Origin of the sequence: Mesorhizobium sp. AR02, from assembly GCF_024746835.1 — a bacterium.
GTDB lineage: Bacteria > Pseudomonadota > Alphaproteobacteria > Rhizobiales > Rhizobiaceae > Mesorhizobium.
Genome location: NZ_CP080531.1, coordinates 2,588,444 through 2,608,281, shown reverse-complemented (window position 1 = coordinate 2,608,281; position 19,838 = coordinate 2,588,444). Strand labels below are relative to the sequence as shown.

The following is a 19,838-nucleotide window of genomic DNA, read 5'->3' as shown; positions in this document are numbered from 1 at the left end:
CAAGCCGGCGGGTTTTTCTTCATGACCCAAGTGTGGATCGGAGACGCCGCAACGCCACCCAAGCCTGTGGAGCCGCCGTGTCTGCACCCTCGACAAGTCACCCGCCGCGCATTAGGCAGTCGGTCCAGGGTGAGCGGTTATGAAAAGGGCGCCCGGAAAGGCCGCGAGATGAGCAGAAAGACCTTGATCGCACCGTCGGTGCTGGCTTCGGACTTTTCGAAGCTCGGTGACGAGGTCGAAGCGGTGGCGGCGGCCGGTGCGGACTGGATCCATCTCGATGTCATGGATGGCCATTTCGTCCCCAACATCACCTTCGGTCCGCCCGTCATCAAGGCGATCCGCAACCGCACCAAGGCTTTCTTCGACTGCCATCTGATGATTGCGCCGGCCGATCCCTATCTCGCCGCCTTCGCCGAGGCCGGCTGTGACGGCATGACGGTGCATGCGGAGGCCGGCCCGCATCTCGACCGCTCGCTGCAGACCATCAGGAACCTCGGCAAGAAGGCCGGTGTGTCGCTCAATCCGGCGACGCCGGAAACGATGATCGAATATGTGCTCGACCGGCTCGACCTGATCCTGATCATGACCGTCAATCCAGGTTTTGGCGGCCAGGCTTTCATCCCTGCCATGGTCGACAAGGTGAGAAGGGTCAAGGCGCTGATCGGCGACCGGCCGATCCGCATCGAAATCGACGGCGGCGTTTCGCCCGAAACAGCCCCCTTGGTCACATCAGCCGGCGCCGATGTGCTGGTGGCAGGTGCCGCCATCTTCAAGGGCGGCAGCGTCGAAGCTTACCGCGCCAACATCGAGGCAATCAGGACAGCGGCCGACAAAGCCGCCGGCTAACTCGCCAAGATCCCCCGTTTCAGTCCAATAGGCCGGCCAAAGCCGGGTGCAGACGCGGTTCCTTCAGGGCCCGCCATGCCCGAATCAGACCGGCACAGAAGGCTGATTCGGGCGAACCATCCGCTGTCTTTGCGCGCGCCAGAAAAGATGCTCGCATGGCCACACGAGAAACAGATGATCTTGCGTGCATACAAAACACGTTAAGCTTCTACTGGTTGTAGAGACGCGCAAATTTCCACGATCAGATGCAGATCGGGATATATTCCTTTGTGCTTAAGTACAATAGAGCCATCTTCTGCTTGAGCCTCTGGGCGCAAACACTGTATGATACATGTACGGAAGGATTCTTTTCGGACTCGATTGCCCGGAGAAAAATGGGGACAAGGAGTCAACTTTGACATATGGAGCTGCCAACCTGAACGACGACGGCACAGGATCCAAGAGCACACTTGCCAGTACGGTCTATCACCAATTGCGGGATGATCTTCTCGGCGGTGCTCTTGAAACCGAAAGCAAGCTGCGGGTCGAGTGGGTTGTTTCCAAGTATGGCGCCGGTGCTTCCCCGGTTCGTGAAGCCCTGAATCGCCTTGCCTCCGAAGGACTTCTTGGTCGTCACGACCAGCGTGGCTTTTTCATCATGCCGGTCAGTGCGACGGAGCTCGAGGAGTTGACGCGCACCCGCTGCTGGCTCGAGGAGCGGGCGCTTCGCGAATCCATTGCTCACCGCACCGCCGAATGGGAAGAACAGCTGGTGCTGGCACTGCATCGCCTGGGCCGCGCCTCACGCCTTTCGCCGCAAAGTCTCTCGTCGCTCGATCCGGATTGGGAGAAATTGCACCGCACCTTCCATCGGGTGCTGATCTCGGCCTGCCGGTCGCACTGGCTGGTGGGTTTCTGCGATCAGCTTTCCGATCACGCCTATCGCTACCGGCAAATGGCCAGTGACGGCGAAGGCATCCAGCGCGACGATTTCGGCGAACACCGGCTGATCGCCGAATGCGCGCTGGACGGCAATGCCGACGGCGCCGTCCAGGCCTTGATCGATCACTATCAGCTGACCGCTTCCATGTGCATGGAACGCTTCAAGCAAGGCGAAATCTCAAAAGCCGCCGCCTCGGTCGAACGCGCCCGGCGGTAACGATCGTTTCCTTTCGCGGATTTTGCCGGCATCGTTCACGACCTTTTCGGCAAACGGGACGCGCTTGACCGCTGTTGGCGGTCTTGACGGCGTGGCTGGGAAACGCGAACTCTTCGCCGCCGATGCATGCCGCCTGAAGAGCGTGTCCGGCGCCGCCATTGCCGCCACCCCAGGGAAAACTTCATGAGCAATCATCTGTTCGATGCGTTCCGGTCCCGGATGCCGGCGCCCGGGCGTCTGTTGATGGAAACCGACGATGGGCGCTGGCTCAGCTATGGCGACATGCTGGCGCGGTCGGCGCAGCTCGCGCATGCGCTTTTGCAGTTGGACGTCGAGCCGGGTGATCGTGTCGCGGTGCAGGTCGAGAAGAGCCCGGAGGCGCTGTTGCTCTACCTCGCCTGTGTGCGCGCCGGTGCCGTCTTTCTGCCGCTCAACACCGCCTACACGCTGACCGAGCTCGCATATTTCTTCGGCGATGCAGCACCTCGCGTCATTATCTGCGATCCGGCGAAGTCGGCCGATATCGCGCGCATGGTCGAGCCATCCGGCGCGGTCGTGGTCACGCTCGACCGCCATGGCCAGGGATCGCTGGCGGACCAGGCATCGCGGCAGGCGTCCGATTTTCACGATGTCGAGCGGGGCGCGGATGATCTCGCGGCAATTCTCTACACGTCGGGAACCACCGGCCGATCGAAAGGCGCCATGCTCAGCCACGAGAACCTCGCCTCGAATGCGCGGGTGCTGGTCGAGCAATGGCGCTTCACCTCAGGCGATGTGCTGATCCACGCGCTGCCGATCTTCCATACGCACGGCCTGTTTGTCGCCACCAACGTCATCCTGATGGCCGGCGCCTCGATGCGGTTCGAACAGAAATTCGATCCGGCCCGCATCATCGCACTGCTGCCGCGTGCCACAGTGCTGATGGGCGTGCCGACCTTTTATGTGCGCCTGCTCCAGCAGGATGGCCTGGACCGCGAGGCGGCGAAGAATATCCGCCTGTTCGTGTCCGGCTCGGCGCCGCTGCTGGCCGAGACGCACAAGGCCTGGCGCGAGCGCACCGGCCACGCCATCCTCGAACGCTACGGCATGACCGAGACCAACATGAACACCTCCAATCCCTATGACGGCGAACGGCGCGCCGGCACGGTCGGCTTCCCCTTGCCCGGTGTTGCGCTGCGCATCGCCGATCCCGACACGGGCAAGCCGTTGGCCCAGGGCGAGGTCGGCATGATCGAGGTCAAGGGTCCGAACGTGTTTGGTGGCTACTGGCGCATGCCGGAAAAGACCAAGGCGGAATTCCGCGCCGACGGCTTCTTCATCACCGGCGATCTCGGCATCGTCGATGCCGATGGTTATGTCCACATCGTCGGCCGCGGCAAGGACCTGATCATATCGGGCGGCTACAACATCTATCCGAAGGAGCTCGAAAGCGAGATCGACGCGCTTGCCGGGGTCTTGGAAAGCGCCGTCATCGGTGTTGCCCATCCGGATTTCGGCGAAGGTGTCACCGCGGTCGTCGTGCGGGCGCCGGGGGCACAGATCACCGGAGCTGAAATCCTTGGCGCCATCGCCGGGCGCTTGGCGAAATACAAGCATCCGAAGCAGGTGATCTTCGTCGACGAATTGCCGCGCAACACGATGGGCAAGGTGCAGAAGAATCTTTTGCGCGACACCTACAAGGATCTCTACGCGTCCTAATTAGCGGCTCGCCGTCTTGCGCGGCTTTTCAAGCCTCGTCCCGGAGCCCCACAAGGCACGCTGAAGCAGGCTGCGTTTGCGCTTGCGCGGCACAAGGTTGATATCCCCGACCAGTTTTGCGCCGCCCTTGCGCCGCTCCAGCGTGATCTTGCGGGTGTGGAAGGCTTCCAGTTCGGCGCGGTGCGCCACGCTGACGATGGTAACCTCGGGCAATTCGCGGATCACCGTTTCCATCATCTGGTCCTGGCTCTTCTCATCCAGCGCCGAGGTCGCCTCGTCCAGCACGACGATGTCTGGGCGATGCAGCAAAAGGCGCGCGAAGGCGACCCGCTGTTTTTCGCCGCCCGACAGGGTCTGGTCCCAGGGCGCTTCCTCTTTGATCCGGCCGGTGAGGTAGCCGAGGCCGACCTTGTCGAGGGCGGCCTTGATCTGTTCGATCTTCCAGCGGTTGGCCGCCGCGGGATAGGCGACCACCCGGCGCAGCGTGCCGGAAGGGATGTAGGGCCGCTGCGGCAGCATGAACAATCGTTTGTCGGGATGGAAATTGACGCTGCCGCTTCCCCATGGCCACAGGCCGGCGATCGCCCGCACCAGCGTCGACTTGCCCGAGCCGGATTCGCCGGACACCAGCACCCGCTCGCCCGCTTCAACTCCGACTTCCGTTTCCTTCACCACGGAAGTGCCGTCGTCGAGCGTCACGGAGAGATTGTCGAGGGAGAGCATCGTATCGCCCTTGGTCTCGCCATGCTTGATGCGCCCCAGCTCGTCGCTCTGTTCGGCACGCTCCAGCCCGTCGAGCGACATCATCAGCGAGGCGATGCGGCGTGCGGAGGCGTTCCAGTCGGCAAGACGTGGATAATTGTCGACCAGCCAGCCGAACGCGCCCTGCACGATGGCGAAGGCGGAGGCCGCCTGCATGACCTGGCCGAGCGACATCGAGCCTTCGAGGAATTTTGGCGCGCACAGCAGCACCGGCACGACCGGCGCGAACAGGCTCGAGCCCTGCGACACCACCGCCGTGCGCATGTGCTGGCCGGTCAGTTGCGCCCATCGCTTCAGCACGCCTGCAAAGGTCCTGTCGATGCCGCTCCGTTCCTCCGCCTCGCCGCCGAGCAAGGCGATGCTCTCGCCGTTTTCGCGCACGCGCGTCAGCACGTAGCGGAATTCGGCTTCCGTCTGGTTCTTCTCCTCGGACAAACGCACGAAATCGCGGCCGATAACGAACATCGAGGTGGAGGTGATCGCGGCATAGATCACCGCCGTGATGACGAGGAAGCCGGGCACGGTGAAGGTCGAGCCTCCCAGCGTGACGCTCAAGGCTCCGCCGATCGTCCACAGCACCACGATGAAGGTCGAGGCCGACAGGGTGGCGACAATTACGCCGGCGACGAAGTCGACCGGCGCCTCGGTGGCGACGCGCAGATCTTCCGAGAGGCGGGCCTCGGGGTTCTGGTGGTCACCCTTCACGAGGTTCAGCTGGTAGTAGCGGCCATTGGCCAACCAGCGCGCTATCACCGAGGTGGTCAGCCAGGAGCGCCAGCGGCGCTGCATGGTCATGCGCAGATAGACCTGCACGACGACAAGGCTGATGCTGCCAAGCACGAGCGGCACGAACACCGCGCTGAGGAAATAGACGGTATGGGCGTCGCGCCTTTCGATGGCGTCGAAGATGGCGCGGTTCCAGAGATTGATGCCGTACTGAAAGCCGACATTGACGATGATCAGGATCAGCAGCCCGACCGTCAATGGCCAGCCGAGTCTGTCGCCGTGCCGCCCCCAGTAACCGCGTCCGCTGATCCAGAACCGCTTCAGCAGGTACTTCTTGCGCGCCTGCTCGGCCTCCTCGGCCGTCAACTCCGGATCGGGTTCGACGGCTTCCGGTGGCAGTGGAGTCTCGCCGACAACCTCGGAAGCTGCCGCTTCGACGATCGATGCCTTGTTCTTGCGCGGCTTCTTCTCGCGCGGCTCATTATCGCGCGGAATCTCGTCACGCGGCCTCTGGCGTCGCGGCTTTCCTCGACGTGGCTTCGGAGTGCCGTCCGGTTTGATGCCGTCGGCCGGTTTCGATCTGGGCTTCGCGTCGGACATACGCCCTGACAACGGCTTCAAAATCAAAAGGTTTCATGACGTTCGCTTGAGACGACAATGCCCGACGGCCCTGTCATTTCCCGTCCAGCAGTTCGACGACATGGTCGGCGATCGCCAGGCTTGCCGTCAGGCCGGGGCTCTCTATGCCGAACAGATTGACGATCCGCCCAGTGCCATGATCGGCCGGACCCTGGATCATGAAATCGGCCGCCGCCTGACCCGGGCCGGACAGTTTCGGCCTGATGCCGGCATAGGCCGGTTGCAGGGCGCCGTCGGCAAGATCGGGCCAATAGTGCCGGATCGCTTCATAGAAGACGGCGCTTCGGTCGGGATCGACGGTATAATCCACGCGGTCGACCCATTCGACATCAGGCCCGAAGCGCGCACTGCCGCCGAGGTCAAGCGTCAGATGGACGCCAAGGCCGCCTTCGACTGGGACCGGATAGATCAGCCGCGAAAACGGCGACCGGCCCGGAAGCGCGAAATAGTTTCCGCGCGCCAGCCACTGCCGGGGGATGAGATCCCTTGGGAAGCCATCGATGCGGCAGGCCACCGCTTGCGCATCAAGACCCGCCGCATTGACGAAGGCGCGAGCCTCCAGGGCGAAGGTCTCGCCATAGGCATCGCGCGTGTCGATCCGGATCCCGTCGGCGTCGATCGTCGCCCCGGCGACCGAGGTGAGGAAAGCGAAAGATGCGCCGGCGGCTTCGGCGTCGCCGCGCAGCGAGAGCATCAGTGCATGGCTGTCGACAATGCCGGTCGATGGCGACAAGAGCGCGCCGGCACATGTCAGCGCCGGTTCCAGGCTTTCGGCCTCGCCCCGCGTCAAGAACTGGAGATCGTCGACCCCACAGCGTCGCGCATTTTCCTGGATCTTCCGCAACCCGTCCGTCTGGCCTGGCTCGCTGGCAACGATCAGCTTGCCGGTGCGAGCATGGGCGACGTTGTGCTCCGCGCAGTAGGCGTAGAGTTGCCGACGCCCTTCGACGCAGAGCCGGGCCTTCAGGCTTCCCGGCGCATAGTAGAGCCCGGCATGGATGACTTCGGAATTGCGCGAACTGGTGATGGTGCCGATCGCATCGGCCTGCTCGACCACCACCACCTCACGGCCCGACACGGCAAGCGCCCTGGCAATGGCAAGCCCGACGACGCCTGCTCCGGCGACGACACAATCGATTGTCTGCATGGCCTCGCTTTCAGCGTGAAGCGCCGGCCTCGAACACCTTGTCGCCGCCGATCCAGACGCTTCCTATGCCAAGATCGTCCGACAGCGCAACGATATCCGCCGCCGTGCCATTGGCCAGGCGGCCAAGCCGGTGCGACTGGCCGATCGCCTGCGCCGGGTAGAGCGAGGCCATGCGCAAGGCCTCGGACAGATCGATACCAACGACATTGTGCATGAAGCGCACGGCCGAGATCATGTCGAGATCGGCGCCAGCCAGCGTGCCGTCGGCAAGCCTGAGACTCCCATCCCGGCGGTAGATGGTGCGGCCGTTCAGCGTGAACGAGGTCATGTCGGTGCCGATCGTCGCCATCGCGTCGCTGACCAGCACGATCTTGCCCGGGCCCTGCTTGGCATCGAGCGCGATCCTGATGGTCGTGGGATGAACATGAATGCCGTCGGCGATCAGCCCGGCGGACAAGGTACCAATGTCGATGGCCGCACCGACAAGGCCAGGTTCCCGGTTGCCGATCTGGCTCATCGCGTTGAACAGATGGGTGACCACGCTGGCACCCGCTTCGGCGAAGGCTTTTGCCGTGGCGTAACCCGTGTCGGAATGGCCGAGGCTGACGACGACGCCGGCCTTGACCAATGCCGCAACGCGCGCCGGTTCGACGGATTCCGGCGCGATCGTGGTGAGCAACACAGGCAGCTTCTGCCGGGCCGCGATCAGCATCGCCTGGTCGGCATCCGTCATCGGCCGGATCAGCGCCGGATCATGCGCGCCCTTGCGGGCGATCGACAGATGCGGGCCTTCGAGATGCAAGCCGAGGAATCCCGGAACCTTTTGCTGCGCGGCTGCCTCGCCGGCGGCGATGGCAGCAGCGGTGATGGCAGGCGTATCGGTGATCAGCGTCGCCAGCAGCGCCGTCGTGCCGAACGGCGCGTGCGCCCGGCATATGGTTTCGATCGAGGCGACATCGGGGTGGTCGTTGAGCATGACGCCGCCGCCGCCATTGACCTGGATGTCGACGAAGCCCGGCACCAGCATGCGGCCGCCAGTGTCGACAGCACGGATATCCGCGGGGATGGCACCGGTGGGCAAAATAGCCTCGACCAGGCCGTCACGCACGACAAGTGCCGCGTCTTCATGCCAGTCGTCGCCGTCGAAAATGCGGGCGCCGGTCAGGGCAAAACGATCGCTCATACCGTCTCCGTCACCTTGCGAAGATTGCGCGGCGTGTCCGGATCGAGGCCGCGGTGGCGCGCGAAGGCCTCGACGAACACGTAGAAGGAGACGATCAGCGTCAGCGGATCGGTCAGCGGGTGACCGGTGGCGACATGCGGCAGGCGCGTGGCGCGGTTGGCAAGCGCTGATGTAACGAACACCGGCGCCCCCTTGGCCGCCAGGCCGTCTGCCGCTTCGGCGATGGACGGCTCGGACGCATCGCGCGCGGCCAGCGCCAGCACGGGAAAGTCGGGGCCGATCAGCGCCAGCGGGCCATGCATCACTTCGGCCGCACTATAGGCCTCGGCATGCATGCCGCAGGTTTCCTTGAACTTCAGTGCCGCCTCGTTGGCCATCGCCGCCGACGGGCCGCGGCCAAGGATGAACAGCGACTTCTGCTTCTCGATGGTTTCGGAGAGCACGCTCATCCAGTCGCAGGCGATCGCCTTGCCGAAATGCTCGGGCAAGCGGGCAAGTGCCGCCAGAAGCGCCTCGTCGCCGGTGGAATGCGCCATCAAAGCAAGACCGGCGACGGCGGAATTGACGAAGGTCTTGGTTGCCGCGACGCTGCGCTCGGGCCCGGCCAATATGTCGATCGCATAGTCCGAGGCGCGCGCCAGCGGCGAATCGGCGGTGTTGGTGATTGCGATGGTCAGCGCGCCGCCGGCGCGTGCGGTTTCGGCCATGGCGACGATGTCAGGGCTCTTGCCCGACTGCGAGATCGCCAGGCAGGCCGAGCCGCCAAGGCGGAGCTTGCGGCCATAGATCGAAGCGATGGAAGGGCCGACCGAAGCGACGGCAAGGCCCGCGGTCAGTTCGACGGCATATTTCATGAAGGTCGCGGCATGGTCGGACGAGCCGCGCGCCACAGTGACGACGAAATGGGGGTCGCGTTCCCTGATGCCGCGCCCGGCTTCGGCGAGCACGGCGCCGGAGCCATCGAGCAGGCGGGCGACGGCTTGCGGGATCTCCTCGATCTCGCGCTGCATATGGGTGGTGTTGGAGATCATGGTCGGCCCTCTTCGCTCGGCCCTGTCAGCCGCAGTTCGGCGACGAAATCATAAGCGTCGCCCCGATAGATGGAGCGGGTGAATTCGATCACCTTGCCGCTCGCGAGATAGGAAATGCGCTCGATGTGCAGGCCGGCAATGCCCGGCGGCACTTCGAGCAGGCGCGCATCGCTGTCGCCAAGATTGGCGGCCGATATGCGCTGCACCGCCCGCACCGGCCGGTTGCCGGTCAATTCCAGCGCCGCATAGAGCGAGGAGCCGATGCCCGCAGGGTCGGGCAGCACGCTGGCCGACAACGAGGCGCGTTCGATCGCCAGCGGCGTGTCATTGGCGATGCGCAGGCGGGCCACACGCGCCACCAGTTCGCTCGACGACAGGCCGAGCACCATCATCTCGTCGGGCGAGGGCGCGTAGAGGCCACGGTCGAGCCAGGCCGAACGCACCGCCATGCCGCGCCGCGCCATGTCTTCGGTAAACGAGGTCAGCCGCGACAGCGATTGCTCGACGCGCTCCATGCGTGGCGCCACGAAAGTGCCGGAGCCATGACGCTGCACCAGTATGCCGCCCTTGACCAGGTCCTGCACCGCCTTGCGCACGGTGACGCGGGAAATGTCGGCCTTGGTGGCGATGTCGCGCTCGGACGGCAGCGCGTCACCCGGCCCGATCAGGCCGCGGTTGACCGCGTCCTCGATGCTTTTGCGCAGCTGCAGATAGAGCGGGGCGCCGCTTTGCGAGGATTGCTTCAGCGTGGCGAAGATCTGGTCGGCGGCGTCGCTCATCGAGCCGCCTCCGCTGGTTTGGCGAACAGACGCGCCGCCATCTGCACCGCCCCGCCCAGCGCGTCGTCGAGCGGCGGCGTCAGCAGCGCCTGGTAGCGTGCCGACAGGCGCGGCGCATAAAGCGGTGCCAGTCCGCCGAGCAGGCAAAGCGGCGCATCATCCGGAAGGCCGAGCGCGCCGAGCGAAGCTTCGACATCGCTGACCGCCTTGTCGACGATCCAGTTGGCGACGGCATCGCCCTTTTCGGCATGCTCGAACACTTTGGGCGCGAAGCCGCCGAAATCGCCGGGCTTGGCATTGGTGGTGAACTCGACCACGTCCTCGGGATTGTTGCGGAAGGTGGCCATCATGGCGTCGGTCAGCGGTGAGCGCGCGCGCACGCCGTCATGGGCCAGCAGTGTCTGTTCCAGGAGATCGCGGCCGATGCGGGCGCCGCTGCCCTGGTCGCCGACCTGGAAACCCCAACCGCCGATGGCGCGCGACGTGCCGTTCCTGCGCGCCATATAGGCGGTGCCGGTGCCGAGGATCGCCATCGCGCCGTCACCGGAGCCGACGGCGCCTTCCAGCGCGATCTCGGCGTCGGTCTCGACGCGGCTGATGCTGAACGGCAGGATTGCTTCGAGCTGTTGCCGGTAGGTACCGACATTAGCGCCGGCGAGGCCGAGAATGGCGGGGGTTTGCGGGATCAGTTCGGGATCCTGTCCGGCGGCGATGAAAGCCTGCCGCGCGGCGTCGACAATGTTCGAGCGCGCCCCGGTGAGGTCGGTGCGGATGTTGGCGGCGCCGCTTTTGGCGCGGCCGACGACAGCGCCGTCCACCGTTGCCAAGGCGGCCCTGCAGCTGGTGCCGCCGCCATCGATACCGAGCACGAATTTCACGCGATTTCTCCTCCGGGCGAATAATACCAATAAAATACCAATAGCCAAGGATTAATTTCCGTTTCAAAAAGATTAAGCCGTATTTTATTGAAAAATCTGCATATTTCGTCGGCTCAGCGATTTCCTGTCCGCGAATTCGTTAATGCATGTGGACAAGTGGTATTTTTTTGGTATTGTTCTGGTATTGGAGGAACACGGATGGCTGAAACGCGCACCGAAGCGCTTCACAGGAATGCCGAGGGGCTGGATATCCAGGCTCCGGAAGCTATCCTTGTTTCGCTGGCCGATGCGCAGATCGAAGCTGCCAAGGCCGTCCGCAATGCCATCCCCGCCATCGCCAAAGCCGCCGAGATCATCGCCGGGCGGTTGAACAGCGGCGGCAAGCTTGCCTATGCCGCGGCCGGCAGTTCCGGCCTGATGGCGCTGGCCGACGCTTTGGAGCTGCCCGGCACCTTCGGCATCCAGCGCGACCGCATCGCCATCCTGGTCGCCGGCGGCGACGAGGCGTTCAGGACGCTGGCCGGCGGGCCGGAGGATGACACCGAGGAAGCCGCGACGGCCGTGGCCAATGCCGGCATCGGCGCGGGCGATTGCCTGATCGCCCTTTCCGCCAGCGGCAGCACGCCCTATGCGGTACGCGCCATCGAGGAAGCCGCCCGCCGGGGTGCGGCCACCATCGGCATCGCCAACAACCGCGACTCCGCTCTGCTTCGTCAGGCCGAAACCGCCATCCTGCTCGAAACGCCGCCGGAAGTGATCGCCGGCTCGACGCGCATGGGCGCCGGCACCGCCCAGAAGATCGCGCTCAACATGCTGTCGACCTTGACCGCCGTCCATCTCGGCCATGTCCATGACGGCTACATGGTCAATCTCATGGCCGACAACATCAAGCTGCGCGACCGCGCCGCGCGCATCGTCGCCGCCATCAGCGGGCGCGGCAAGGACGAAGCGGCCGGGCTGCTCGAGAAGAGCGGTGGCGCGGTCAAGACCGCCATTCTGCTCGCCGCCGGCGCCGACAGCGCCGCTGCGGCACAGAAGATACTGGAAGAGGCCGGCCAGAAGCTGCGGCCGGCCCTTTCCGCGCTGGGGCATGATCCCGAAAAAGATCATGCTCGAACAAAGAAATAGAGCCTGTTTCATCCCGATTTCCATCGGGGTGAAACGGGCTTGCGAGGGGAGCAAGGGGCCAAAAGCCTCTGTTCTCATCAAAACCGAACCTGAAAAAGGTCAACAGGGAGACTGAGCATGACAACGAAACTACTGACGGCACTGCTTCTGGGCACCAGCATTCTCGGCTCGGCCGGGGTGGCTTCTGCCGCGGACGTAACGCTCAACATCGAAAGCTGGCGCGGTGACGACCTTGCCATCTGGAAGGACAAACTGATCCCGGCTTTCGAAGCCAAGAACCCCGGCATCAAGGTGGTGTTCGCACCATCGGCTCCGACCGAATATGACGCGGCCCTCGGTGCCAAGCTCGCCGCCGGCTCGGCGGGCGACCTGATCACCTGCCGCCCGTTCGACAAGTCGCTTGAACTCTACAAGAAGGGCAACCTCGCCGACCTCTCGGCGCTGCCCGGCATGGAGAACTTCTCGCCGGTGGCCAAGTCCGCCTGGCAGACCGACGACGGCAAGGCAAGCTTCTGCGTGCCGATGGCCTCCGTCATCCATGGCTTCATCTACAACAAGGACGCCTTCGACAAGCTCGGCATCAAGGTGCCGACGACCCGTGACGAGTTCTTCGCCGCGCTCGACAAGATCAAGGCCGACGGCACCTACATCCCGATGGCGATGGGCACCAAGGATCTCTGGGAAGCTGCGACCATGGGCTACCAGAACATCGGCCCCAACTACTGGAAGGGCGAGGACGGCCGTGCAGCGCTGATCAAGGGCGACCAGAAGCTGACCGACAAGGACTGGGTCGCTCCGTATGAGGAACTGGCCAAGTGGAAGCCGTATCTCGGCGACGGCTTTGAAGCGCAGACCTATCCGGACAGCCAGAACCTGTTCACGCTTGGCCGCGCCGCCATCTACCCGGCCGGCTCGTGGGAAATCGGCCTGTTCAACACCCAGGCCCAGTTCAAGATGGGCGCCTTCCCGCCCCCGGTCGAGAAGGCCGGTGACACCTGCTACATATCCGACCATACCGATATCGGCATGGGCCTGAATGCAGCTTCGAAGAACGCCGACGCCGCCAAGACCTTCCTGTCGTGGGTGGCCTCGCCGGATTTCGCCACCATCTACGCCAACGCGCTGCCGGGCTTCTTCAGCCTGAACTCCTCGCCGGTGAAGATGGCAGACCCGCTGGCGCAGGAATTCGTCTCCTGGCGCGGCAAGTGCAAGTCGACGATCCGCTCGACCTACCAGATCCTGTCGCGCGGCACGCCGAACCTCGAAAACGAGACCTGGGTTGAATCGGCCAACGTCATCAACGGCACCGACACCCCGGAAGCCGCGGCCAAGAAGCTGCAGACCGGTCTCGACAGCTGGTACAAGCCGGCGAAGTAAGAGCTCAGGCAACGGAGCCGGCCGGGCGCATGCCTGGCCGGTTCCGGACACTCCTGGTTTTTCAGAGTGCATCTGTTCAGATAGCGATTGTCGGCACCGCCTCGCGGCCTTACCCTTGATCCACTGGGGAAAGGCTAGCTGATCAGTCGCAGGCCTTTGTTCTTGCCGAAACCGGCAAGGATGTCAGGGCCGTGCATCGAGGCGTCATCTAGAGCAATTCCAGGAAAAGTGTGAAGCGGTTTTCCGTCCGGAATTGCGTGCAAAAAAGATAGAGCGGCTCGGCGTTTCCGTGAAACGGTGAACCGCTCTAGCATCAACATCGTCTGGAACCGAGAGACGGCGGGGACCGAACTCATGGCCGCAGAAACACGACCGAAAAGACCGACCCGCTGGCACATCGGCGTCTTCCTGGCGCCGGCGCTGCTCGTCTACACGGCGATCATGATCCTGCCGCTGGCCGGCACGCTGCAGCTGTCGCTGTTCCGCAACATCGAGCAGCACCAGATCTTCGTCGGGTTGGACAATTTCCGCGCCCTGTTCGGCGATCCCAACTGGTCCGTCGGGTTCTGGAACGCGCTCAGGAACAACACCTGGTTCTTCATGATCCACATGCTGGTGCAGAATCCGATCGGCGTCATGCTGGCGGCGCTTCTGTCCAGCCCGAGGCTCCGGTTCGCGGCCTTCTACCGCACGGCGATCTTCGTGCCGACCATCCTGTCCTTCGTCATCGTCGGCTTCGCCTGGAAGCTGATCCTGTCGCCGCTATGGGGCGTGGCGCCGCATATGATGGACCTGGTCGGGCTGAAAAGCCTATTCACACCATGGCTCGGCAAGGAACAATACGCGCTGACCGCGCTCAGCCTGATCTCGGTCTGGCAGTTCGTCGGCATTCCGATGATGCTGATCTACGCCGCCCTGCTGTCGATCCCCGAAGAGGTGATCGAAGCGGCCGAATGCGACGGCATCACCGGCCTGTCGCAGTTCTGGAAGATCAAGCTGCCGCTGATCCTGCCGTCGATCGGCATCATCTCGATCCTCACCTTCGTCGGCAATTTCAACGCCTTCGACCTGATCTACACGGCACAAGGCGCGCTCGCCGGGCCGAATTATTCGACCGACATTCTCGGCACCTTCCTTTACCGCGCCTTCTTCGGCTTCCAGCTGCAGGTCGGCGATCCCAACATGGGTGCGGCGATCGCCACGATGATGTTCCTGATCATCCTCGGCGGCGTCTGCGTCTACCTCTTCCTCGTCCAGACGCGCCTGCGTCGTTACCAGTTCTGAGGGGTGGATATGTTACGGCTAAACACCCCCCTCTGGCCTGCCGGCCATCTCCCCCGCAAGGGGGGAGATCGGATGTCATTTCGGCCTTCGCCAATCTCCAACGTTGCAAGACGTGCGGCAACGCCAAAACTGCCAATCTCCCCCCTTGCGGGGGAGATGCCCGGCAGGGCAGAGGGGGGTGCCTGGGCGCCGACCTCACGGATCGCGATTGTCCAGGAGACCTCCCAATGAGCACCGCCACCCGTTCGCTCCCACGCACCATCGGCGCACACGCGATCCTGCTGACCTATACGGCGATCGCGCTGTTTCCGGTGATCCTGGTGATCATGAATTCGTTTAAATCCCGCGCCGGCATCTTCGGCGCGCCGCTGACGCCGCCGACGCCCGGGACTTTCGACCTGATCGGCTACACCACGGTCATCGGCCAGGGCGACTTCATCCATTATTTCCAGAACAGCCTCGTCGTCACCGTCGCTTCGCTGTTCTTCGTGCTTTTGTTCGGTGCGATGGCGGCGTTTTCGCTGTCGGAATACCGCTTTCGCGGCAACACGCTGATGGGACTTTATCTGGCGCTCGGCATCATGATCCCGATCCGGCTCGGCACCGTCGCCATCCTGCAATTGATGGTGGCGAGCGGGCTGGTCAACACGCTGACGGCGCTGATCCTGGTCTACACCGCGCAAGGCCTGCCGCTCGCCGTCTTCATCCTGTCGGAGTTCATGAAGCAGGTGTCCGACGATCTGAAGAACGCCGGCCGCATCGATGGTCTGTCCGAATACACCATCTTCTTCCGCCTGGTGCTGCCGCTGGTCAGGCCGTCCATGGCGACGGTCGCCGTCTTCACCATGATCCCGATCTGGAACGATCTGTGGTTCCCGCTGATCCTGGCGCCGTCGGAAGAAACCAAGACGGTGACGCTCGGCGCGCAATTGTTCCTCGGCCAGTTCGTCACCAACTGGAACGCCATCCTGGCTGCACTCTCGCTGGCGATCATGCCGGTGCTGATCCTCTACGTCATCTTCTCGCGGCAGCTGATCCGCGGCATTACCTCCGGAGCCGTCAAGTGAGCGGAGCCCTACAGATCTCTGCTGGAGCCTTCACCCCACCCGGCGCTGCGCGCCGACCTCCCCATCAAGGGGAGGTAGAAGGTCGCGGCTTCATTCACGACCGCCAAGGGGCACCTTTCGGAGAAGCTTCTTTGGCAGTGGGGGTGTTCGCGCCAACGTCCTACCTCCCCTCGATGGGGAGGTCGGCGCGCAGCGCCGGGCGGGGTGACACCCTCTCAAGAAGAAACTCGAATATCTGGAGTAGCTAGGTGAGCTCTAAATCGCCTCTTCGTGCCGTCGTCGCCGGGCTCGGCAATATGGGCCGCAGCCATGCGCTGGCGTACCACACCAACCCGGGCTTCGAGATCGCCGCGCTCATCAACCGCTCCGACGTGCCGCTGCCGGACGGGCTGTCGGGCTATGGCATCCGTCGTTCCTTCGACGAGGCCTTGCGCAACGAAAAGCCCGATGTCGCCTGCATAGCCACCTATTCCGACAGCCATGCCGACTATGCGGTTAAGGCGTTCGAAGCCGGCTGCCACGTCTTCGTCGAAAAGCCGCTGGCAACGACGGTCGCCGACGCCAAGCGCGTCGTCGCGGCCGCCAAGGCCAATGGCAAAAAACTGGTGATCGGCTACATCCTGCGCCATCACCCGTCCTGGATCAGGCTGATCGCCGAGGCGCGCAAGCTCGGCGGCCCCTACGTCTTCCGCATGAACCTCAACCAGCAATCCTCAGGCCATACCTGGGAGACGCACAAGCAGCTGATGCAGACGACGTCGCCGATCGTCGACTGCGGCGTCCACTATCTCGACGTCATGCTGCAGATCACCGACGCCAGGCCGGTCGAGGTGCGTGGCATGGGCGTGCGGCTGACCGAGGAGGTCGCGCCCACCATGTACAATTACGGCCACCTGCAGGTGCTGTTCGATGACGGTTCGGTCGGCTGGTACGAGGCCGGCTGGGGCCCGATGATTTCCGAAACAGCCTTCTTCGTGAAGGATGTCATCTCGCCGAAGGGCTGCGTGTCGATTGTCATGAAGGAGGGCGTGAAGTCCGACGACATCGACACCCACACCAAGACCTCGACCATCCGCCTGCACAGCGCCGCGACTGGGCCGGACGGCAAATTCGTCAAGGAGGACCAGATGCTGTCGATGGCAGCCGAACCGGGCCACCAAGACCTCTGCGACCTCGAACAGGCCTTCGTGCTGAAGGCCATCCGCGAGGATCTGGATCTCACCAAACACATGGACGACGCGGTGAAATCGCTCGCCGTCTGCCTCGCAGCCGACGAGAGCGTGCGCAGCGGCGCAGCCGTCAAACTCTAGAGCTAGGAACAAATATTGTGGGCTCGCTGAAGATTGAGAATGTAAAGAAGGCCTTCGGGCCGGTCGAGGTGCTGAAGGGCATCAACCTCGAAGTGAATGACGGCGAATTCGTCGTCTTCGTCGGCCCGTCGGGCTGCGGCAAGTCGACCTTGCTCAGGGTCATTGCCGGGCTCGAGGATTCGACCTCGGGCCGGGTGGTCATCGACGGCGCGGATGTCTCCGCCACGCCGCCGGCCAAGCGCGGCATCGCCATGGTGTTCCAGACCTATGCGCTCTACCCGCATCTGACGGTGAAGAACAATATGGGCCTCGGCCTGAAACAGGCGGGCACCCCGGCGGCCGAGATCGATCGCCGCATCGGCATTGCCTCGTCGATGCTGTCGCTGGAGCCCTATCTGGAACGGCGGCCGGCCGAGCTCTCCGGCGGCCAGCGCCAGCGCGTCGCCATCGGCCGCGCCGTTGTGCGCGAGCCGAAGCTGTTTCTTTTCGACGAGCCCTTGTCGAACCTCGATGCCGCACTTCGCGTCAACACGCGGCTGGAGATCGCGCAGCTGCACCGCAGGCTGAAGGCAACGATGATCTACGTCACCCACGACCAGGTCGAGGCGATGACGCTGGCCGACAAGATCGTCGTGCTCAATGCCGGCCGGATCGAGCAGATCGGTGGCCCTATGGAGCTCTACAATTCGCCGGCAAACGAGTTCGTCGCCGGCTTCATCGGCTCCCCGAAGATGAATTTCGTCGACGGTGCCAGGCTCGGCGAAACGGCCAAGACCATTGGCGTGCGGCCGGAGCATCTGACGGTCGACACGAAGTCGGGCAGCTGGAAGGGCACCGTCGTGCACGCCGAGCATCTTGGTGCCGACACCAACCTTTATCTCGACTGCGAAAAGGCCGGGCTGATTACGGTGCGCATCTTTGGCGTTTATGACGCCGAGCCGGGTGCCACGCTCTATGCGACGCCGGATCCGGCGAAGACCTATCGGTTTGGCGCGGATGGGAAGGTGCTGAAGTAGCGCGGCGCAGCTCCCCCTCACCCAGCCTCCGCTTCGCTCGGCTGACCTCTCCTCGAGGGGAGAGGAGACTACGAGCGCTGGCGCCAGTCTCTTCTCCCCTCGGGGAGAAGGTGGCCGCGAAGCGGCCGGATGAGGGGGACCTCATAGGGCTGCAGCGGTGGAATTCGGCAGATTTACACGTCCGCCTTGAACGTCTGCTTCTGCTGACCCAGGCCCTCGATGCCCAGCTCTACCACATCGCCGGCCTTCAAGAACACCGGCGGCTTCATGCCGAGCCCAACGCCGGGCGGCGTGCCTGTCGAAATGATGTCGCCGGGGTGCAGCGACATGAACTGACTGAGATAAGACACCAGGTAAGCGACGCCGTAGACCATGGTCTTGGTCGAGCCGTTCTGCATGGTCTTACCGTTGACGGTCAGCCACATCTTGAGGTTCTGCGGGTCGGCCACTTCGTCCTTGGTCACCAGCCAGGGGCCGGTCGGGCCGAACGTGTCGCAGCTCTTGCCCTTGGTCCACTGGCCCTGACGCTCGGCCTGGAAGGCGCGCTCGGAGACGTCGTGGGCAACGGCATAGCCGGCGACATAATCGAGCGCATCGGCTTCGCTGACATATTTCGCCGTCTTGCCGATGACCACGGCGAGCTCGACTTCCCAGTCGGTCTTTTCAGAGCCGCGCGGGATCAGCACGTCGTCGTCCGGGCCGACAATGGCCGAGCTTGCCTTCATGAAGATGATCGGCTCCGGCGGCACGGTGGCGCCGGTTTCGGCGGCGTGGTCGGAATAGTTGAGGCCGATGCATATGAACTTGCCGGTGCCGGCGACACAGGCGCCGAGCCGAGGCTTGCCGGAAACCGCCGGCAGCGACTTCGCATCGAGCTTCGACAGCATCTCCAGCGAGGCCGGATGAAGCACCGTGCCGGCAATGTCGGCGACATGGGCGGAGAGATCGCGGATCGTTCCATCCGCATCGAGCAGGCCGGGACGTTCGCTCCCCACCTCGCCATAGCGCAGCAGTTTCATAGAATGCTCTCCTCAGTCAGATTGGTTCAGATCGACCAGCCGCCGTCGATATTATAGGCCTGTCCGGACGTATAGGTGGCGCCGGCCAGATAGACGGCGAGATCGGCGATTTCCTCCGGCGTGCCGAGCCGTCCCATCGGCTGGCGGGCGATGAAGGCGGCGCGGGCAGCTTCGTAGTCACCTTGCGCATGCATGCGGTCCTGCAGCGACGGGCTCTCGACCGTGCCGGGGCAGATGGCGTTACAGCGTATGCCCTTGCCGACATAGTCGGCGGCGACCGCCTTGGTCAGGCCGATCACCGCGGCCTTGCTCAGGCCATAGACGAAGCGGTTCGGCACGCCCTTGGTCGAGCTCGCCAGCGAGGACATGTTGATGATGGCGCCATCGCCGCGCTCCAGCATGCCGGGCAGTACGGCCTTGATGGTGCGAACCATGGCGCGCACATTGAGGTTCAGGGCGAAATCGAGATCGCCATCCTTCATCTCGAGGATCGAGCCGGAATGGACGAAGCCGGCGCAGTTGAACAGCACGTCGACGCGGCCGATCTCGGCAAACGCGGCATTGACCGCCTCGTCGTTCAGCACATCCAGCTTGCGGGTCTTGATCCCGGAGGTCTTGGCGAGTTCGGCGAGAAGCGTCTCGTTGATGTCGGTGGCGTAGACCGTGGCTCCAGCCTTGGCGAAGGCCAGAGCGCTTGCCTTGCCGATGCCTTGCGCCGCTGCCGTGATGACAACGACCTTGCCTGCCAGATCCGCCATGCCTTTTTTCCTCGCCTGCTTGGGTCAACTGCCTTTATCGGCGACCGGCGAA

Annotated in this window: 17 protein-coding genes; 9 read left to right on the top strand and 8 right to left on the bottom strand. The window is 63.8% G+C overall.

What is annotated here, in order from left to right; translation table 11 throughout:
* The first annotated feature begins 168 nt into the window (after positions 1–168).
* The 3 genes from rpe (at position 169) to DBIPINDM_RS16585 (ending at position 3,682) form a co-directional block, all read left to right on the top strand.
* Positions 169–846 carry a ribulose-phosphate 3-epimerase gene (gene rpe / locus DBIPINDM_RS16595; protein ID WP_258588252.1) on the top strand — a complete coding sequence of 226 codons (678 nt, stop codon included), beginning with the start codon at positions 169–171 and terminating at the stop codon, positions 844–846.
* A 394-nt stretch (positions 847–1,240) separates the two neighbouring features.
* Positions 1,241–1,984 carry a GntR family transcriptional regulator gene (locus DBIPINDM_RS16590; protein WP_258589291.1) on the top strand — a complete coding sequence of 248 codons (744 nt, stop codon included), beginning with the start codon at positions 1,241–1,243 and terminating at the stop codon, positions 1,982–1,984.
* Between the two features lie 183 nt (positions 1,985–2,167).
* Complete coding sequence (locus DBIPINDM_RS16585) at positions 2,168–3,682, top strand: malonate--CoA ligase (protein WP_258588251.1); 1,515 nt, start codon at positions 2,168–2,170, stop codon at positions 3,680–3,682.
* On the opposite strand, the gene DBIPINDM_RS16580 is transcribed toward DBIPINDM_RS16585, so the two are convergent.
* From DBIPINDM_RS16580 to DBIPINDM_RS16555, 6 genes are all read right to left on the bottom strand, one after another.
* Complete coding sequence (locus tag DBIPINDM_RS16580; protein WP_258588250.1) at positions 3,683–5,770, bottom strand: ABC transporter ATP-binding protein/permease; 2,088 nt, start codon at positions 5,768–5,770, stop codon at positions 3,683–3,685.
* A 73-nt stretch (positions 5,771–5,843) separates the two neighbouring features.
* The gene (locus tag DBIPINDM_RS16575) at positions 5,844–6,956 is read right to left on the bottom strand and encodes an NAD(P)/FAD-dependent oxidoreductase (RefSeq protein ID WP_258588249.1); all 1,113 of its coding nucleotides are present in this window, start codon (positions 6,954–6,956) and stop codon (positions 5,844–5,846) included.
* A gap of 10 nt (positions 6,957–6,966) precedes the next feature.
* Positions 6,967–8,139 carry an N-acetylglucosamine-6-phosphate deacetylase gene (gene nagA / locus DBIPINDM_RS16570; RefSeq protein ID WP_258588248.1) on the bottom strand — a complete coding sequence of 391 codons (1,173 nt, stop codon included), beginning with the start codon at positions 8,137–8,139 and terminating at the stop codon, positions 6,967–6,969.
* Positions 8,136–9,170, bottom strand: coding sequence for an SIS domain-containing protein (locus DBIPINDM_RS16565; RefSeq protein ID WP_258588247.1), 1,035 nt, complete (start codon positions 9,168–9,170; stop codon positions 8,136–8,138). Before DBIPINDM_RS16565 ends, nagA begins: the two co-directional genes overlap by 4 nt.
* Positions 9,167–9,949 carry a GntR family transcriptional regulator gene (locus DBIPINDM_RS16560; RefSeq protein ID WP_096452258.1) on the bottom strand — a complete coding sequence of 261 codons (783 nt, stop codon included), beginning with the start codon at positions 9,947–9,949 and terminating at the stop codon, positions 9,167–9,169. Before DBIPINDM_RS16560 ends, DBIPINDM_RS16565 begins: the two co-directional genes overlap by 4 nt.
* Positions 9,946–10,827, bottom strand: coding sequence for an N-acetylglucosamine kinase (locus tag DBIPINDM_RS16555; protein WP_258588246.1), 882 nt, complete (start codon positions 10,825–10,827; stop codon positions 9,946–9,948). Before DBIPINDM_RS16555 ends, DBIPINDM_RS16560 begins: the two co-directional genes overlap by 4 nt.
* Positions 10,828–11,025: 198 nt before the next feature.
* Between DBIPINDM_RS16555 and DBIPINDM_RS16550 the strand changes: the two genes are divergently transcribed.
* From DBIPINDM_RS16550 to DBIPINDM_RS16525, 6 genes are all read left to right on the top strand, one after another.
* A complete protein-coding gene (locus DBIPINDM_RS16550; protein WP_258588245.1) occupies positions 11,026–11,955 on the top strand; it encodes an N-acetylmuramic acid 6-phosphate etherase in 930 nt (309 codons plus the stop codon).
* Positions 11,956–12,072: 117 nt separating this feature from the next.
* Complete coding sequence (locus DBIPINDM_RS16545) at positions 12,073–13,332, top strand: ABC transporter substrate-binding protein (protein ID WP_258588244.1); 1,260 nt, start codon at positions 12,073–12,075, stop codon at positions 13,330–13,332.
* 354 nt (positions 13,333–13,686) lie between these two features.
* Entirely contained in the window at positions 13,687–14,616 is a 930-nt protein-coding gene (locus DBIPINDM_RS16540; protein WP_258588243.1) for a carbohydrate ABC transporter permease, read from the top strand.
* 227 nt (positions 14,617–14,843) lie between these two features.
* A complete protein-coding gene (locus DBIPINDM_RS16535) occupies positions 14,844–15,683 on the top strand; it encodes a carbohydrate ABC transporter permease (protein WP_258588242.1) in 840 nt (279 codons plus the stop codon).
* A gap of 248 nt (positions 15,684–15,931) precedes the next feature.
* Positions 15,932–16,993 carry a Gfo/Idh/MocA family protein gene (locus DBIPINDM_RS16530; protein WP_258588241.1) on the top strand — a complete coding sequence of 354 codons (1,062 nt, stop codon included), beginning with the start codon at positions 15,932–15,934 and terminating at the stop codon, positions 16,991–16,993.
* A 17-nt stretch (positions 16,994–17,010) separates the two neighbouring features.
* Complete coding sequence (locus DBIPINDM_RS16525) at positions 17,011–18,009, top strand: ABC transporter ATP-binding protein (protein WP_258588240.1); 999 nt, start codon at positions 17,011–17,013, stop codon at positions 18,007–18,009.
* A gap of 173 nt (positions 18,010–18,182) precedes the next feature.
* Here the strand turns inward: DBIPINDM_RS16525 and DBIPINDM_RS16520 are convergent, their stop codons facing one another.
* Both DBIPINDM_RS16520 and DBIPINDM_RS16515 read right to left on the bottom strand, forming a co-directional pair.
* Positions 18,183–19,028, bottom strand: a complete 846-nt coding sequence (locus tag DBIPINDM_RS16520) for a fumarylacetoacetate hydrolase family protein (RefSeq protein ID WP_258588239.1) — start codon at positions 19,026–19,028, stop codon at positions 18,183–18,185.
* A 26-nt stretch (positions 19,029–19,054) separates the two neighbouring features.
* Positions 19,055–19,786 (bottom strand): SDR family oxidoreductase, encoded by a 732-nt coding sequence (locus DBIPINDM_RS16515; RefSeq protein WP_258588238.1) that lies wholly within the window; start codon positions 19,784–19,786, stop codon positions 19,055–19,057.
* Positions 19,787–19,838 lie beyond the last annotated feature (52 nt).

Bases quoted from the DNA above. Each gene is read 5' to 3' on its own strand.
- DBIPINDM_RS16535 (WP_258588242.1), top strand. From the start codon at position 14,844: ATGAGCACCGCCACCCGTTCGCTCCCACGCACCATCGGCGCACACGCG.
- rpe (WP_258588252.1), top strand. From the start codon at position 169: ATGAGCAGAAAGACCTTGATCGCACCGTCGGTGCTGGCTTCGGACTTT.
- DBIPINDM_RS16545 (WP_258588244.1), top strand. From the start codon at position 12,073: ATGACAACGAAACTACTGACGGCACTGCTTCTGGGCACCAGCATTCTC.
- DBIPINDM_RS16575 (WP_258588249.1), bottom strand. From the start codon at position 6,956: ATGCAGACAATCGATTGTGTCGTCGCCGGAGCAGGCGTCGTCGGGCTT.
- DBIPINDM_RS16515 (WP_258588238.1), bottom strand. From the start codon at position 19,786: ATGGCGGATCTGGCAGGCAAGGTCGTTGTCATCACGGCAGCGGCGCAA.
- DBIPINDM_RS16580 (WP_258588250.1), bottom strand. From the start codon at position 5,770: ATGTCCGACGCGAAGCCCAGATCGAAACCGGCCGACGGCATCAAACCG.
- DBIPINDM_RS16585 (WP_258588251.1), top strand. From the start codon at position 2,168: ATGAGCAATCATCTGTTCGATGCGTTCCGGTCCCGGATGCCGGCGCCC.
- nagA (WP_258588248.1), bottom strand. From the start codon at position 8,139: ATGAGCGATCGTTTTGCCCTGACCGGCGCCCGCATTTTCGACGGCGAC.
- DBIPINDM_RS16560 (WP_096452258.1), bottom strand. From the start codon at position 9,949: ATGAGCGACGCCGCCGACCAGATCTTCGCCACGCTGAAGCAATCCTCG.
- DBIPINDM_RS16550 (WP_258588245.1), top strand. From the start codon at position 11,026: ATGGCTGAAACGCGCACCGAAGCGCTTCACAGGAATGCCGAGGGGCTG.
- DBIPINDM_RS16540 (WP_258588243.1), top strand. From the start codon at position 13,687: ATGGCCGCAGAAACACGACCGAAAAGACCGACCCGCTGGCACATCGGC.
- DBIPINDM_RS16520 (WP_258588239.1), bottom strand. From the start codon at position 19,028: ATGAAACTGCTGCGCTATGGCGAGGTGGGGAGCGAACGTCCCGGCCTG.
- DBIPINDM_RS16565 (WP_258588247.1), bottom strand. From the start codon at position 9,170: ATGATCTCCAACACCACCCATATGCAGCGCGAGATCGAGGAGATCCCG.